13 protein-coding genes are annotated in these 16,352 nt (G+C 60.4%); 10 read left to right on the top strand and 3 right to left on the bottom strand.

The genetic code is table 11. From position 1 onward, the window contains the following. Window positions 1–4: 4 nt before the first annotated feature. Window positions 5–910 carry an NAD(P)/FAD-dependent oxidoreductase gene (locus J2X71_RS12630; protein WP_310382431.1) on the bottom strand — a complete coding sequence of 302 codons (906 nt, stop codon included), beginning with the start codon at window positions 908–910 and terminating at the stop codon, window positions 5–7. Window positions 911–1,046: 136 nt separating this feature from the next. Here J2X71_RS12630 and J2X71_RS12625 point away from each other — a divergent pair, with 136 nt between their 5' ends. Then, window positions 1,047–1,502 carry an Rrf2 family transcriptional regulator gene (locus J2X71_RS12625; RefSeq protein WP_310382430.1) on the top strand — a complete coding sequence of 152 codons (456 nt, stop codon included), beginning with the start codon at window positions 1,047–1,049 and terminating at the stop codon, window positions 1,500–1,502. 7 nt (window positions 1,503–1,509) lie between these two features. Here J2X71_RS12625 and J2X71_RS12620 read toward each other — a convergent pair whose 3' ends face one another. Next, window positions 1,510–1,989 carry a class I SAM-dependent methyltransferase gene (locus J2X71_RS12620; RefSeq protein WP_310382428.1) on the bottom strand — a complete coding sequence of 160 codons (480 nt, stop codon included), beginning with the start codon at window positions 1,987–1,989 and terminating at the stop codon, window positions 1,510–1,512. A gap of 121 nt (window positions 1,990–2,110) precedes the next feature. Here J2X71_RS12620 and J2X71_RS12615 point away from each other — a divergent pair, with 121 nt between their 5' ends. Then, complete coding sequence (locus J2X71_RS12615; protein WP_310382427.1) at window positions 2,111–3,286, top strand: DUF3095 domain-containing protein; 1,176 nt, start codon at window positions 2,111–2,113, stop codon at window positions 3,284–3,286. Here the strand turns inward: J2X71_RS12615 and J2X71_RS12610 are convergent. Then, window positions 3,276–4,625, bottom strand: coding sequence for a nucleotide sugar dehydrogenase (locus tag J2X71_RS12610; RefSeq protein ID WP_310382426.1), 1,350 nt, complete (start codon window positions 4,623–4,625; stop codon window positions 3,276–3,278). The genes J2X71_RS12615 and J2X71_RS12610 overlap by 11 nt on opposite strands. A gap of 417 nt (window positions 4,626–5,042) precedes the next feature. On the opposite strand from J2X71_RS12610, the gene J2X71_RS12605 reads away from it, so the two are divergent. The 8 genes from J2X71_RS12605 (at window position 5,043) to J2X71_RS12570 (ending at window position 16,230) form a co-directional block, all read left to right on the top strand. Then, window positions 5,043–6,383, top strand: a complete 1,341-nt coding sequence (locus J2X71_RS12605; RefSeq protein WP_310382425.1) for an adenylate/guanylate cyclase domain-containing protein — start codon at window positions 5,043–5,045, stop codon at window positions 6,381–6,383. A gap of 183 nt (window positions 6,384–6,566) precedes the next feature. After that, a complete protein-coding gene (locus J2X71_RS12600; RefSeq protein WP_310382424.1) occupies window positions 6,567–8,456 on the top strand; it encodes an ABC transporter ATP-binding protein in 1,890 nt (629 codons plus the stop codon). Next, a complete protein-coding gene (locus J2X71_RS12595; RefSeq protein WP_310382423.1) occupies window positions 8,456–10,360 on the top strand; it encodes an ABC transporter substrate-binding protein in 1,905 nt (634 codons plus the stop codon). Before J2X71_RS12600 ends, J2X71_RS12595 begins: the two co-directional genes overlap by 1 nt. 3 nt (window positions 10,361–10,363) lie before the next feature. Then, window positions 10,364–11,362 (top strand): ABC transporter permease, encoded by a 999-nt coding sequence (locus J2X71_RS12590; RefSeq protein ID WP_025670158.1) that lies wholly within the window; start codon window positions 10,364–10,366, stop codon window positions 11,360–11,362. Continuing rightward, window positions 11,362–12,537: an ABC transporter permease gene (locus tag J2X71_RS12585; RefSeq protein ID WP_310382422.1), complete on the top strand. Its 1,176-nt coding sequence runs from the start codon at window positions 11,362–11,364 to the stop codon at window positions 12,535–12,537. The genes J2X71_RS12590 and J2X71_RS12585 overlap by 1 nt, the downstream gene beginning before the upstream one ends. A gap of 95 nt (window positions 12,538–12,632) precedes the next feature. Then, window positions 12,633–13,841 carry a glycosyltransferase family protein gene (locus J2X71_RS12580; RefSeq protein ID WP_310382421.1) on the top strand — a complete coding sequence of 403 codons (1,209 nt, stop codon included), beginning with the start codon at window positions 12,633–12,635 and terminating at the stop codon, window positions 13,839–13,841. Between the two features lie 11 nt (window positions 13,842–13,852). Beyond that, complete coding sequence (locus tag J2X71_RS12575) at window positions 13,853–15,100, top strand: glycosyltransferase (protein ID WP_310382420.1); 1,248 nt, start codon at window positions 13,853–13,855, stop codon at window positions 15,098–15,100. Beyond that, on the top strand, window positions 15,097–16,230 hold the full coding sequence (locus J2X71_RS12570) for a glycosyltransferase (protein WP_310382419.1): 1,134 nt from the start codon (window positions 15,097–15,099) through the stop codon (window positions 16,228–16,230). The genes J2X71_RS12575 and J2X71_RS12570 overlap by 4 nt, the downstream gene beginning before the upstream one ends. Window positions 16,231–16,352 lie beyond the last annotated feature (122 nt).

Raw genomic sequence — 16,352 nt, 5'->3', positions numbered from 1 at the left:
AGAACTATCGGGCGGACTGCATCGCCAGCGATTGATGGCAATGCACACCGGCGAGCACGCCTGAAGCGGAAGCGAGCGTGGCGTTATGCATTGCGCTTGCCGCATCGCCGGCGGCAAAGACACCCTTGACGGTTGTTTCCTTGTTATCGCCGGTCCGGATGAGCGGACCGAACGGACCGTCGTCGAAGACACAGCCGAGTTGTTCGGCAACCGGGCTCGCCATTGCCGTTTTCGGAGCGACGAACACGGCATCCAGCCGCAGGACCCTGCCATCGGCGAGGCGAACGGCCTCAAGCCTGGGAGTGTCCCCCAATAATTCCACGACAGGGCTGCGCTCGATCCGTACACCGCGAGCAGTCAGCCCTGCGAGTTGCTCTTCATCGGGCTCGAACAGCGCTTGGGTGAAATAGGTTGTCTCTCCCCAGTCGGGAATCAGCATGGCCGCATGTGCCGAATGCGGATGGTTTGCGAGAACGCCGAGCTTACCGCCGCTCACCTCATAACCGTGGCAATAGGGGCAGTGCAGTGCGGAGCGGCCCCATCGATCCCGCAGGCCGGGGATATCAGGCAGCGTGTCGCTTATGCCGGTTGCCAGGACGATGCGCGCTGCTCTTTCTTCGCCACCGCCCTTGATGCCGATAACGAATTCGTCGCCATCGGCACGTGCCTGAACAACTTCCCCGTCACGAATGGTGATGGTCGGATAAAGCGAAAGCTGCCGCTTTCCCTCCCGCATAATCGCTGCCGGCGTCTGGCCGTCCTGGCCCAGGAAACCATGTGACGCCTGCGAAAACCGATTGCGCGGCGCGCCCGCATCGATCAGCAGAACGCGGCGGCGCGCCCGGGCAAGCTGCATGGCCGCAGACAGGCCGGCGAAATTACCGCCGATGACGATGACCTCGAATGACATGAAACTCTCCTTTGACGCCGCCCCGATCATGAAGCAACATAAGTTACATGAAACGGTGCAGTCAAGCATCATGTTACTTGTCTTGTTACGATCTGCTTGTGATAATGGCCCATTCGATCGACGGGAATAGAATCTCATGCGCAATGACAGCCGCCTTTCACGCATGCTGCACGTGCTGATCCACATGGATAGGCACGATCATTCGGCTACCTCCGAAATGATTGCAAAGATGCTGAACACCAATCCCGTCGTCGTCCGCCGCACCATGGCCGGCCTTCGCGAACAGGGCTATGTCCGTTCCGAAAAGGGGCATGGCGGGGGCTGGACGCTGGTGCGTCCGTTGTCGGAAATCACCCTGTTCGATGTCTACAGCGCCATTGGCGAACCGCATCTTTTCGCCATCGGCCCAGCCGACGATCAGCCGAAATGCCTTGTGGAACAGGCCGTGAACGCGGCTCTCGAGGATGCGATGAAGGAGGCACAGGCCCTGCTCCTGCGGCGATTGGGCAGCGTGACGCTGGATGAAATCGCGGCCGACTTCGAGGCAAAATTTGCCGCGCTCTCGGCTACGTCCTATTTCTGCGCCTCATAAGCCCGGACTATTTCCGGCGGTAGAGAAAATAGCGCCCTTCCTTGATGCCGCCGGGCAGAGGCAGGGGCAAAAGCTCGGGATGTTCCAGCGGCAGGCCGCTGACGGCGATGCCGTGGTGGGTAAGCACGCCAGCCATCAATTGCGGCAGCCAAGTCAACGTCACGGCGTCGATCTCGTCATGGCCGGTGCCGATATCGGCATGGGCGAGCGCGGCATTGATCCCGAGGAACGCCCGGCCGGTATCGCGGATATTGCCCGTCACCATATTTTCGGCTGGCGGCGTGGAGGCAGAATAGGAGCGTATTTCCCAATCGAAGGCGATAATGCGGCGGTCGGGAAAATGCTCGCGCAGATGGTCGTAGGTGCGGCCATTGCCAAGGCCGAATTCGAGCACCGGCCCCTCCACCTCTTCCACCAGATCGATGATGGCATTGAGAATATCGCGTTGAGCCGTCAATCGGCGAATGAAGCTGTCGAGGCGGCTCATCTTGTCCTGTCCGTCATAAAATATGTCAGTGGTGCTACCATATCGATGCAGTGTAAGTCGATTGCCGGAAACGCAAATTGCCGTTGCAGCGGCAACACGGGTCTGTGATAAACTCTGCTCCATGAACGAGATGTCCAACGACGCATTCTTCGCCAACGTACCGGTCTTCAGCGACTTCGAAGGCGTTACCGATGAGAGCAATTATCAGCCGCTGCCCGAAGGGTGGGTGCTGGCGATGGCCGATATTGTCGGCTCGACGAAGGCGATCTCCGGCGGCCGCTACAAGGACGTCAACATGGCCGGCGCCAGCGTCATCTCCGCGGTGCTGAATGCTGTCGGCAAGGGCGACTATCCCTTTGTCTTTGCCGGCGACGGCGCGCTGATTGCCTTGCCCGCTTCGCTTGAGAAGGAAGCGCGCGAGGCGCTTGCCGCAACGCAGGTCTGGGTGAAGGAGGATCTTGACCTCGATCTTCGTATCGCCATCGTGCCGATCGCCGATATCCGCATGGAAGGTCTCGATGTGCGCGTCGCCCGCTATTCGGCAAGTCCTTACGTCACCTATGCGATGTTTTCCGGCGGTGGCACGATCTGGGCCGAGAAGAACATGAAGATGGGCCGGTACGGCGTCGAAAAAGCCGCGCCCGGCACACGGCCGGATCTGAGCGGCCTCTCCTGTCGCTGGAGCCCGATCGAGGCCCGCAACGGCGAGATCGTCTCGATCATCGCCGTGCCCGGCGAAGACGGTCCCGGGCCGGAATTTCAGGCTCTCGTTGCCGGCATTGTTTCTATCACAGCCGAACAGAACCGCAGCGGGCATCCCGTGCCGGAAGACGGGCCAGAGCTTGCCTTCTCGATGAAGGGCATCAATCGCGAGGTGAATGCCACGGCGCCGGAGGGCAAACGCTTGCGGCAAAAGTTCTTCATTCTCCTGCAGATCGGCCTGACCGTTTTCCTGCACAAATTCGGCATCACCTTCGCCCATTTCAACGCGCGCCGCTACAAGAAGGACGTCTCGGGCAATTCGGATTTCCGCAAATTCGACGACGGACTGAAGATGACCATCGACGTCGACGCGGCCCACCTCGCCCGCATCGAGATGCTGTTGAAGCAGGCGCAGGAAAAGGGCGTGGCGCGTTACGGCCTGCACCGCCAGTCATCGGCACTGATGACCTGCTTCGTACCGACGCCGCTGTCGCGCGACCACATGCACTTCATCGATGGCGCTGCCGGCGGTTACGCCGTCGCCGCCAGCCAGATCACCGGTAAGCAGCTTTCCGGCGTGCTCGTTACGCCTTGATGATGTGATCGGCTGCAAGGCCGAGCCGGCTGAAGACGTTTCGGGTATCGACGATCAGTTTGGCGCTCTTCGAAAGAGCCGCATAGTCGATCATGTCGTGATCGGTCGCGATGAGAACCGCGTCGTATCCCGTAATGGCTTCCGGCGTCAGGTCGATAGATTTCCGGCCCTTCAGCGCCTGATATTCGCGGGTCGGCGGAATCTCCGCGACGAACGGGTCATGATAATCTGCCTTGCCGCCGCGCTCCTCGATGATTTCAATCAGGCGCAGCGACGGACTTTCCCTGATATCGGCAACGTTTTTCTTGTAGGCGAGGCCAAGCACGAGGACGCGTGAGCGGCTGAGCGCCTTTCCGGCACGAATATCCAGCGCCTCGGCGAGCTTGCCGACGACATAGCGCGGCATCGCCGAATTGATTTCGCCGGCAAGCTCGATGAAGCGTGTCGGCAGCTCGTATTCACGCGACTTCCAGGTGAGGTAGAAAGGATCGATCGGAATGCAGTGACCACCGAGACCAGGGCCGGGATAGAAAGGCATATAGCCGAACGGCTTGGTCTTGGCAGCGTCGATGACTTCCCAGACATCGATGCCCATTGCCGCATAGACGGTCTTCAGCTCGTTGACGAGTGCGATATTGACCGAGCGGAAGATGTTCTCTGTGAGCTTGACCGCTTCCGCCGTCGCATTGGAGGAGACCGGGACGACGGTCGAGACGACAGCACCGTAGAAAGATTTCATCAAGGACAGGGCCTGCGTGCCGTCGCCTGCAACGACCTTCGGGATCGTCGCGGTGTGGTAATGCTGATTGCCGGGGTCTTCGCGCTCCGGCGAGAAACCGACGAAGAAGTCTGAGCCGGATTTCAGCCCGGTCCCTTCGAGAATGACCTTCACGATGTCATCGGTTGTGCCGGGATAGGTTGTCGATTCCAGTACGATGAGCTGGCCCGGCCGCAGATGGGCGGCGATCGACCGCGACGTCGCCTCCACGAAGGAAAGATCGGGATCGCGATGTTTGGTGAGCGGCGTCGGCACACAGATGACGATCACGTCGCAATCCGAAAGGCTGGCGAAATCGGTCGTCGAGGAGAACCGCCCCGCATCGATCTCGGCCGTCAGCGCCTCGTTCGTCACCGCATCGATATAGGAGCGGCGGGCATCCAGCGCGACGATCTTCTTCGGATCGATATCGAAGCCGGTCACGGCAAAGCCGCTGCGCGCCACAGCTATCGCCAGCGGCAGGCCGACATAACCAAGACCGATGATGGCGGCGCGCGCAGTGCGGGCCTCAATCTTCTTTGAAAGCGTCTCGAAGGTGGAAGAGCGTGCGTCCAAGGCCATGCCTTTTGCAAAAAGTGAATCCGAACGCTGATCTAATGCATGATCGCGGCAAATTAAACCCAGCCCGTTCGCAGTGTCTGGCCGTGCCGCGCCTTGGATTCTTCAGCAGGGTTGGCCGAAATGACTCGGGATCGCCAGTCCGGCAACCGGGACGCACAAAAAAAATCAGAATCCCATTGTTTCGCACTTTCAGCGTGCCTATTTTGGCAAATGATAATGAACCACTTTGCAAAGATTGCTCGCCCGTTTCCAGGAGGTCGGAAGCCGGCGGGTGTCATAGCCGGTCATCGGCAATCGTTGACACGATAATACCGCTCGTACATCCTGATTTCTTTGTGATCTGCTCATCGTGAATGGGCAGGTCCGGGTTGTTTTTGCCTTTCGGGATGGACGTGCGCCATGAGGATAATACCAAGAATGAGCACGATCGAATCCAGCGTATCCTCCATTTTGTTGGACCGTGTTGCTGAATGGCTGACGAATTCTTCGCTGGCCGGTGACGACCTTGAAAACATCGTGCGCGGTTTCTGCGAGCGGCTTGCGGCCGCCGGCCTGCCACTCGCGCGCGTGCACCTGACCTTCTCGATGCTGCATCCGCTTTACGACGCGCTGAGCTTCACCTGGAAGCGCTCCAGCGGCGTGACCATCGAGGGCTTCCGCATGCCGGCCGGCCAGAAGCCGGACCGTTTCCTGCAGAGCCCTTACTTCCATCTTCTCGACAACAATCTGCAGCATATCCGCCGCCGCATCATGCCTGACGGCCCGAGCGAATTTCCGATCTTTGAGGATCTCCGGCAGGAAAAGGTCACCGATTACCTCGCCTTCGTGCAACCCTTCGGCGACGGTTCGGTACAGGGCATGATGGGCTCCTGGTCGACCGACAGCCCGGTCGGTTTTTCCGACGATATGATCGACGCGCTGCTGCGCATGCAGAACCATCTGGCGGTTGCCGCCAAGATGGCGGTGCTTGCCAAGCTCGCCAACAATATGCTGACCACCTATCTCGGCGGCGATGCTGGCAAACGCGTGTTGAACGGCCAGGTTCGCCGTGGCGACGGTGAGACGATCCGCGCCGCTCTCGTCATGGCGGATATGCGCGAATCGACCATGTATGCCGAAAAGGAAGGCAGGCAGGCCTACATCGATACGCTCAACCAGTTCTTCGACGCGATCGCCGCGCCCTTCAACCGCAACGGCGGCGAAATCCTGAGCTTCCTCGGCGACGGCTTCCTGGCCGTCTATCCCTGCGGTCGCCACAAGGACCCGTCCAAGATCGCCTGCGAGGCAGCGCTTTCCGCAGTGCATCATGCGCAGTCGCGGGTTGCCGAACTGAACAAGGATCGCGAGGCGAAGGGGCTTCCGAAGATCGGCTACGGCATCGGCCTGCATGTCGGCAACGTCATGTTCGGTAATGTCGGCCTGAAGGATCGCCTTACCTTCTCCGCCTTCGGCTCTGCAGTGAACGAGGTGCAGCGCCTGCAGGTGCTGACCAAGAAATACAGCCGCGAGGTCGTCGCGAGCCAGGCCTTTGCCGGCTATTGCGGTGGCGAATGGATCACGCTTGGCGAGGAAAAGCTGCGCGGCATCCGCCAGAAGGTGACGGTGCTGCAGCCGCGGGCGCCGGCATCCGGCCTCCATGTCGACGAAGGCTTCCGCGAATCCGTTCAGAACGGCCTTTCGGAAGCCGAACAGGTCATCATGCTTCACCGCGACAAGAAACAGGTAAAACGTACGCCGATCGAAAAATTCATTCAGTAATCACGCGCGAACATTGCAGCCGCTTTACCCGCTGCACCGTACATGAGAACCCTCGCATCAAGCGCCTTGTAAAATAGGCGCCATGCGCCGTTTTTCCCCATGCCTGTCATCAACTAGACACCCCGTTTACGGTACGATAGTGTGCCTTAACGGGAACACAAAAGACTGGGGAATTTCGTTGGTATGGCGTCTGCAGCCGATCTGTTGCGTATTGAGAATCTGGACGTCGCCTTCTCCGTTTTCGGCGACCGACTGCGCGTCGTAAAGGAAGCCAATCTCCGCATCCTGCCGGGGAAAGTGACAGCCCTCGTTGGCGAAAGCGGCTCCGGCAAATCTGTTATCAGCCAATCGATCATGGGCATCCTGCCAGCACCGGCCCATGCGAGCGGCCGCATCCTGTTTACCGACCCGCTGGATGGCAAGGCGACCGATATTCTCTCCCTGTCACGTGATAGCGCCGAAATGCGCGACCTGCGCGGCCGCCGTATGGCGACCATCTTCCAGGAGCCGATGACGTCGCTCTCACCGCTCCACACGGTCGGTAATCAGATCGGCGAGGTTTTGCTGATCCACACGAATGCCGACAAGAAGGAAGCGCGCGAGCGCACCGAGGAAATGCTCGGCCTCGTCGGCTTTTCCAATCCGAAACGCACCTACGACATGTATCCGTTCGAGCTTTCGGGCGGCATGCGCCAGCGCGCCATGATCGCCATGGCGCTGATCTGCAAGCCGGCGCTCCTGATTGCCGACGAGCCGACCACCGCGCTCGACGTGACGATCCAGGCCCAGATTCTCGAACTGCTGCGCGACCTGCAGGCCAAGCTTGGCATGGCCATGCTGCTCATCACCCACGATCTCGGGGTCGTCGCCAATATGGCCGATGAAGTGGTGGTGATCTATCACGGCGAGATCATGGAAGCCGGCCCGGTCGAGGCAATCTTCCGCAATCCGCAACATCCCTATCTCAAGGCCCTGATGGCTGCGGTTCCGCATTTCGACATGAAGCCGGGCGAGCGATTGAAAGCTCTGCGGGAGGTTCCGGTCAACCTGGAATCGATGATCGGCAAGAAGAAGCCGGTCGAAAAGGAAGCGCCCGGCGTGCTCCTTTCCGTCGCCAACCTTTCGAAGACCTACAAGACACGCAAGCGTAGCTTCTTCGGCGGCCAGGAAGCCACGGTCGTGCACGCTGTCGACGACGTCAGCTTCGATATCCGCCGTGGCGAATGTCTGGGGCTCGTCGGCGAATCCGGCTGCGGCAAAACGACCGTCAGCAAGATCCTCATGCGCGCGATCACGCCTGACAGCGGCGCGGTCGTCTTCAACGACGGCAAGGATGTCCTCGACGTCCTCTCCGTCAAGGGTTCGGAACTGCAGGACCTGCGCACCAAGATCCAGATGGTGTTTCAGGACCCGGTTTCTTCGCTTTCGCCGCGCATGACGGTGCGCAATATCCTCAGCGAGCCGCTCGAAATCCACGATCGTGGCAATAGCGCCGAGCGCAGGGCCAAGGTCGAGGCGCTGATGGGCGCGATCGGCCTCGACCGGCGCTACCTCAACCGCTATCCACACAGCTTCTCCGGCGGCCAGCGCCAGCGCATCGGCATTGCCCGCGCGCTCGCCCTTGGCCCCAAGCTTCTCATCCTAGACGAACCGGTCTCGGCCCTCGACGTGTCTGTGCAGGCGCAGATCCTCAACCTTTTGAAGGATCTGCAGAAAGAACTGGGGCTGACCTATCTGTTCATCTCGCACAATCTCGCAGTCGTCGACTACATGGCGGACCGCATCGCCGTCATGTGCAAGGGCCGTATCGTCGAGATCGCCCCGCGTGAGATCATTCTGCGCAATCCGGTTCACCCCTATACGAAGTCATTGCTTGCCGCCGTTCCCTTCCCGGATCTCGACCGGCCGCTCGACTTCAAGGCACTGCAGGAAAACGGTGCTGCCGATAAGCAGAATTGGGGGCCCGTCTTCCGGGCGGACCATGATGACGCCTCCGAACTCGCTTATGCCGATCTCGGCGGTGGCCATCTGGTGCGCGCCCGCAAGGGCGCCGATGCGAAGGAACTGGTCTGATGGTGACTCGCCGCATCTTTCTCGGTGGCCTGATCGGTTCGGTCATCGCGCCTTCGGTGCTTCGGGCCCAGCAGGTCGCCGAGCCAGAATTTTTGAGGGCCAGGGTCGCTGACGGCAGTCTGCCGCCAATGGCTGAGCGCATTCCGACTGAGCCGCGTATCGTCAATCTCAAGGAGATGGGCCGCGTGCCCGGCACCTATGGCGGCAATGTGCGCACCATCATCGGCGGTGTGCGCGATATCCGCTACATGACGGTCTACGGCTATTCCCGGCTGGTCGGCTATGACACGAAGCTGCAGTTCCAGCCCGATATCCTGCGCGACTTCACCTCGGAGAATGACACGATCTTCACCTTCCGTCTGCGCGAGGGGCACAGATGGTCGGACGGTCATCCCTTCACGGCGGAAGCCTTCCGCTACTGGTGGGAAGAAGTCATCCTCAACAAGGAACTGACGCCCGGCGGCGGCGCTCTGGAGCTGCGTCCGCACGGCTCCCTGCCGCGCTTCGAAGTGCTCGACGAGCTGACTGTGCGCTATAGCTGGGACAAGCCCAACCCGGTTTTTCTGTCGGCGCTTGCCGGACCTCTGCCGCTCGTTATCTATGGCCCAGGCCATTACCTGAAACAGTTCCACAAAGGCTTTCAGGACAAGGCCAAGCTCGAAGAGCTGATGAAAAAGAACCGCGCCAAGAAGTGGGCGGATCTGCACATCAAGATGGCCCTTGCTTCCCGGCCCAATAATCCCGATCTGCCAACGCTCGATCCCTGGCAGAACCGCACGGCTCCGCCGGCCGATCAGTTCGTCTTCGAGCGCAATCCGTTCTTCCACCGCGTCGACGAGAACGGCATGCAACTGCCCTATCTCGACCGCTTCATCCTCAACGTATCCTCCTCCTCGATCATCGCTGCCAAGGCGGGTGCGGGCGAATCCGACCTGCAGGCGACCGGCATCGACTTCAACGACTACACCTTCCTGAAAGAGGCGGAAAAGCGCTTCCCGGTGAAGGTCAATCTGTGGAAGATGGCGCGCGGCTCGCGCATCACACTGTTGCCGAACCTCAATGTCGCCGACGAAGCCTGGCGCACGCTCTTTCGCGACGTGCGCTTCCGCCGAGCCCTATCGCTAGCGATCAACCGGCATGAGATCAACATGGTGGCCTTCTACGGCCTCGGCAAGGCGAGTGCCGATACGGTGCTGCCCGAAAGCCCGCTCTTCAAGCAGGAATATGCCGACGCCTATGTGAATTTCGACCCCGACACCGCCAACAAGCTGCTCGACGAACTCGGCCTCGACAAGCGCGACAGCGATGGCATCCGCCTGCTGCCTGACGGACGCCGCGCCGAGATCACCGTCGAGACAGCCGGCGAGAGCAATCTCGACACGGACGTTCTGGAACTCGTGCACGATCACTGGGCCAACATCGGTCTGGCGCTCTTCACCCGCACCTCGCAGCGCGACGTCTTCCGCAATCGCGCCATGAGCGGCTCGATCATGATGTCGATCTGGTACGGGCTGGATAACGGCGTGCCGACCGCCGACATGTCTCCCTATGGACTAGCCCCTACGCTGGATGACCAGCTTCAATGGCCGCTCTGGGGTATGTACTATCTTTCGGCCGGTCAGGAGGGCAAGGCGCCCGATCTGCCGGAGGCGGCCGAGCTTGTGAATCTCCTGAACCAGTGGGGCGCAAGTGCCACGACGGAAGAGCGTGAGGTTATCTGGCACAAGATGCTGTCCCTATATACCCAGCAGGTCTTTTCGATCGGCCTCATCAACAGCACGCTGCAGCCGATCCTCAGATCCGCCAAAATGCAGAACGTGCCGGAGCACGCGCTCTACGGTTTCGATCCGACCTCCTTCCTCGGCGTCTACATGCCGGACACCTTCTGGTTCAAGGAGGCCTGAGCGATGATCCGCTATATCCTCTGGCGCATCGCCGCCATGGTGCCAACCCTGCTCGTGATATCGGCGCTGGTCTTCGTCATCATCGAACTGCCGCCGGGTGACTTCTTCGAAAGCCAGATCGCCGAACTGCGCGCCCAGGGCGAGACCGCAAACCTGCAGGAAATCGAGGAACTGCGCCATCAATACGGCTTCGACCAACCGGAGATCGTGCGTTACTTCTTCTGGGTCGGGGGCATGCTGCACGGCGATTTCGGCTATTCCTTCGAATATCAGCTGCCGGTTTCCGACGTTGTGGGTGACCGCCTGTGGTTGACGATCCTCGTCTCCTTCTCGACCATCCTTCTCACCTGGCTGATCGCCTTCCCGATCGGCATCTATTCGGCGACCCATCAATATAGCTGGGGCGATTACGGGTTGACCTTCCTGGGCTTGCTCGGCATCGCCATCCCGAACTTCATGCTGGCGCTGATCCTGATGTATTTCGCCAATGTCTGGTTCGGGCTCTCCATCGGCCATCTGATGGACCAGCAATATCTGAACCAGCCGATGAGTTGGGAGAAGGCGAGGTCGATCCTTGCTCACCTCTGGATCCCCGTCGTCATTGTCGGAACGGCCGGCACAGCCGGCATGATCCGCCGCCTTCGCGCCAATCTGCTCGACGAGATGCAGAAGCAATATGTGACGACGGCGCGCGCCAAGGGCCTGCATCCGATACGCGCCCTTATCAAATATCCGCTGCGCATGGCGCTCAACTTCTTCGTTGCCGATATCGGCTCGATCCTGCCGTCGATCATATCAGGCGCCGAGATCGTCGCCATCGTGCTGTCCCTGGAGACGACCGGGCCGATGCTGATCAAGGCGCTGCAGAGCCAGGACATGTATCTTGCCGGCTCGTTCCTGATGTTCCTCGCTTTCCTGAACGTCATCGGCGTGCTGATTTCCGATATCGCACTCGGCTTCCTCGATCCCCGCATCCGTCTGCAAGGCAGGAGCACCAAATAATGTCGCCCCTACCCGCACCCGGTGCACCGCTGCCGCATTATGTTTCGACCGCCCCGTTCGATCCGATCGCAACGGAGACGATGACATCAGCGCAGTCGCGTATCCACCTCGCCTCGCAGAAGCAGCTCATGTGGTGGAAGTTCAAGCGCCACAAGCTGGCGCTTGCATCCGGCATTTTCCTTGCCGCCGTCTACCTGATGATCCTGATCGTCGAGTTCCTGGCGCCTTACGGGCTGCATACCCGCAACGTCGACTTTATCCATTCGCCGCCTCAGCGCGTCCGTCTTTTCGACAGCCAGGGCAATTTCGTCGGCCCCTTCGTGTATGGCCGGCAGATGACGCTCGATATCGACACCCTGCACCGTCTCTATACCGACAATCAGAAGGACATCCAGCCGATCCGCTTCTTCTGCCGTGGTGATGGCTACAAACTCTGGGGGCTTGTCGCTTCCAATTATCATCTCGTTTGTCCGGCAATCGGCGGGCAGATGTTCCTGCTCGGCACCGACCGTCTCGGCCGTGACGTGCTTTCGCGCATCCTTTATGGCGCGCGCATCTCGCTCACCATCGGGCTGATCGGTATTTCCATCAGCTTTGTGCTCGGCATCGTCATCGGCGGCCTTGCCGGTTATTGGGGCGGCGTCTTCGATCTCATCGTGCAGCGCCTGATCGAAGTGCTGCAATCACTGCCCTCGCTGCCGCTCTGGATGGCGCTTGCCGCCATCATGCCTGTGACGTGGAGCCCGATCGTCATCTATTTCGGCATTACCGTCATTCTCGGCATCATCGACTGGACAGGTCTCGCCCGCGCCGTGCGCTCCAAGCTTCTGGCACTGCGTGAGGAGGATTATGTCCAGGCCGCCCAGCTCATGGGTGCCAGCACCCCCCGTGTCATCGGCCGGCATCTCGTGCCCGGTTTCATGTCGCATCTCATCGCATCCGCCACGATTTCCATCCCGGGTATGATCCTCGGTGAGACGGCGCTTTCCTTCCTCGGCCTCGGCCTGCGGCCGCCCATCACCAGCTGGGGCATCCTGCTGACTGAAGCCAAGAGCGTAAGCGTGATCGCCTTCTACCCATGGCTGTTGTTCCCCATCGTTCCGGTGGTGCTGGTGATTTTGGCGTTCAATTTTCTGGGAGATGGCTTGCGCGATGCGGCAGATCCCTACAAATAACGTCGAGTTCGGCGGGGTGCTTCGCGTCCGCCGCCTCGTGGCCTCCGATTTACGGGGGTGGTAGAAGTATGTCGTCCACCTCAGAGGGCACCCACATGGCCAGACGCCTCGAAGATGCGCGCATCCTCATGTACAGCCACGATACATTCGGCCTCGGCCACTTGCGCCGTTGCCGCACGATCGCTCATGCCCTCGTCGAGGATTATCGCGGCCTGAACATCCTGATTATCTCGGGCGCGACGATTGCCGGCGCCTTCGACTACCGCGCCCGAGTCGATTTCGTGAAGATCCCGAGCGTCATCAAGCTTCGCAACGGTGAATATACGTCGCTCGCCAGCCATATCGATCTTCAGGACACGCTGAAGATGCGCGAATCGAGCATTCGTCATACCGCCGAAACCTTCCAGCCCGATATCTTCATCGTCGACAAGGAGCCTATGGGCCTGAAGGGCGAGATTGAGGAAACGCTTGCCTATCTGAAGTCGCGCGGCACCACTCTGGTGCTTGGTTTGCGCGAGATCATGGACGCACCACACCTGCTTGAAGCCGAGTGGAAGAGAAACAGCGTCATGCAGAAGATCGACCAGTATTACGACAGCATCTGGGTCTATGGGCCGCCGGATTTCTACGATCCGCTTGTCGGCCTCGACGTGCCCCCGGGGGTCCGCCGCAAGATGGATTTCGTCGGTTTCCTGCAGCGTAGCGTCTCCAAGGGCAAGAACTCGCTGAATGCCCGCAAGGATGACTATATCCTGGTGACGACAGGCGGCGGCGGCGACGGCTCCGATCTCGTTCACGACGTGATGAATGCCTATGAGGCCGACGAGACGCTGACGCAGAAGGCGCTTGTCGTGCTCGGCCCCTACATGCCGGCGGCCGAACGTGCAAAGCTGGTCAAAAAAGGGGAGAAGATCCCCTATATCGAGGTGATCGAATTCGACAATCACATGGAAGAGTTGATCGACGGCGCGACCGCCGTCGTCGCCATGGGTGGCTACAACACCTATTGCGAGATCCTCTCCTTCGACAAGCCGGCGCTCATCGTGCCGCGCGTCGCCCCGCGCGAGGAGCAGCTTCTGCGCGCCCGCCGCGCCAGCGAACTCGGTCTCATCGACATGCTGCTGCCTGAGCAGTCGGCCGACCCCTCCGTCATGGCGGAGACGCTGAAGCGCCTGCCCTCGCGGCTGCCGCCGTCGAAGAGCGGCTGCAACATGCACCTCGAAGGGCTGGATCATATTTCCCGCACCGTCGGCACATGGCTGGACAGCCGCGGACGCCATCTTTCCCTCGTCGGCGCAGAATAAAGAGCCATCCTTTGCCGCCACGCCGCAAGATCCTCGTTGTGCTGAAAGGCTATCCCCGCCTTTCGGAAACCTTCATCGCCCAGGAATTGCTCGGTCTCGAAAAGGCCGGCTTCGACCTGACGCTGATTTCCATGCGCCGGCCGACCGACAAGAAGCGTCATCCTGTCCATGACGAGATCAAGGCGCGCGTCGTCTATCTGCCGGAATATCTGCACGAAGAGCCGATCCGTGTGCTGAAGGGCCTTTTCGCCGGTTTTTCGAAACCAGGCTTCGGCGCGCTGATGAAGCGTTTCTTCGCCGATCTGCCGCGCGATATCTCCCGCAACCGCTTCCGCCGGCTCGGCCAGGCCCTGGTGCTGGCGCGCGAATGGCCCGATAACGGCGAATGGCTGCATGCTCATTTCATCCACACGCCGGCTTCCGTGACGGAATATGCGAGCGTTCTGACAGGCACGCCCTGGACCTGCTCGGCCCATGCCAAGGATATCTGGACCTCGCCCGACTGGGACCTCGGCCAGAAACTTGGAAGCGCCCGCTGGGCCGTGACCTGCACCCGCAGCGGATACGAGCATATGAAAGCGCTGACCGGCCGCAAAGATGCGGTACATCTGAGCTATCACGGCCTCGACCTTGCCCGCTTCGGCCATTTCGCCGGCGAGCGCTCGAATCGCGATGGCAGCGATCCCGCCGACCCCGCTTTCATCCTCAGCGTCGGCCGCGCAGTGGAAAAGAAGGGCTATGACGTACTGTTGCGCGCCCTTGCCCTGCTACCGAAAGAACTGAATTGGCGCATGGACCATATTGGCGGCGGCGAGGAGCTTTCCAAGCTGAAGAAACTTGCGGCTGAACTCGGCCTTGCCGAGCGCATCACCTGGAAAGGCGCGCTGGCGCAGGAAGATGTGCTTGACCATTATCGCCGCGCCGATCTCTTCACGCTCGCCTGCCGCATCGCCGCCAATGGCGACCGCGACGGACTGCCGAATGTGCTGGTCGAGGCCTCCAGTCAGCGGCTCGTCTGTCTCTCCACCGATGTCTCAGGCGTACCGGAACTGCTGAGCGACGGTGAGAACGGTCTGGTCGTGCCACCAGAAGATCCGTCAGCTCTTGCAAAAGCACTCGAGACGGCAATCCGCAATCCCGATCTGCGCAAGCGGCTGGGCGACGCGGCCGAGGAGCGCGTACGCGGCCACTTCGATTATCACTCCAGCATCCGACAGTTGAGTGGCCTGTTCGAGGCAGAATGGCAGAAGGCGTCATGACGGCTCCCCGCATCTTCTTTTATGTCCAGCATCTGCTCGGCATCGGCCACATTGCGCGTGCGAGCCGTATCGCCAATGCATTGGTGAAGGACGGTTTCGAGGTAACGGTCGTTACCGGCGGCCTGCCCGTGCCGGGCTTTCCGGGCGAGGGTGTCAAAACGGTCGAATTGCCGCCGGTCGTCGCAAGCAATGTCGGTTTTTCCGGCCTTGCTAATGCCGATGGGAAGCCGGCCGACGAGGAATTTCTCTCCAATCGCCGCGAGCTGCTTCTCAAAGCCTTCGACGAGGAAAAGCCTGACGTTGTCATCCTTGAGGCTTTTCCCTTCGGACGCCGACAGATGCGCTTCGAACTGCTGCCGTTGCTCGACGCGATCGAAAAGGCCAGCCCGCGCCCGAAGCTTTTGAGTTCCGTGCGCGACATCCTGCAGGAAAACCGCAAGCCCGGCCGCGACGAGGAAACCGTCAAGCTGGTCAAGGACCATTTCGACGCCGTGCTCGTCCATGGCGATCCTGACTTCGTGCGTCTGGAAGATACTTTCCCTCTGACAGCTGAGATCGCCAACAGGCTGCGCTATACCGGTCTTGTTGCTCCGCCGCCGGCGCCCGAACCATCCGAGACATTCGACATCATCGCTTCGGCCGGTGGTGGCGCCGTCGGGCTGGAGCTGATCCGCGCCGCGCGCGATGCGGCCGCACTCATGCCTGCCGATCTTCGCTGGCTGCTGATTACCGGCCCCAACCTTCCTGCAGCTGATTTTTCCGCATTGTCGGAAGATGCACCTGCCAACGTCACGCTGGTACGGTTCCGCAAGGATTTCCCCTCGTTGCTGCGCGGCGCCAAAGTCTCGATCTCGCAGGCCGGCTACAACACGGTGGGTGATCTCCTGCGCACCCAATGCAGCTCGATCCTCATCCCCTTCGTGGCCGACGGTGAAACGGAGCAGACCGTGCGCGCCGAAAGGCTGCAGACACTCGGCCTTGCCGAAATTCTGTCGGAGAAGGCGCTGACCCTCGACGATGTCAAAACAGCGATCGAACGGGCGCTTGCCGCCCCACTGCGTCCGGCCGTTTCCCTCGATCTCGACGGAGCTGCAAAAAGTGCAGCCATCATTCGTTCAATGATCGGCTGAAACCCTCGCCTATTCTAAAATTCATGTGATATAAGAAAATTTCCGGCGAGAATCGGCGTTTCGACATCAGTCCGCTCCGCCTTGTTTTCGTTGCGATATCGGCGGTCTGACTGCATGGTCCT

Source organism: Rhizobium sp. 1399 (assembly GCF_031455475.1).
Lineage (GTDB): Bacteria > Pseudomonadota > Alphaproteobacteria > Rhizobiales > Rhizobiaceae > Rhizobium.
Note: the sequence above shows the minus strand (reverse complement) of the source record. Positions and strands in the feature narration are given on the sequence as shown.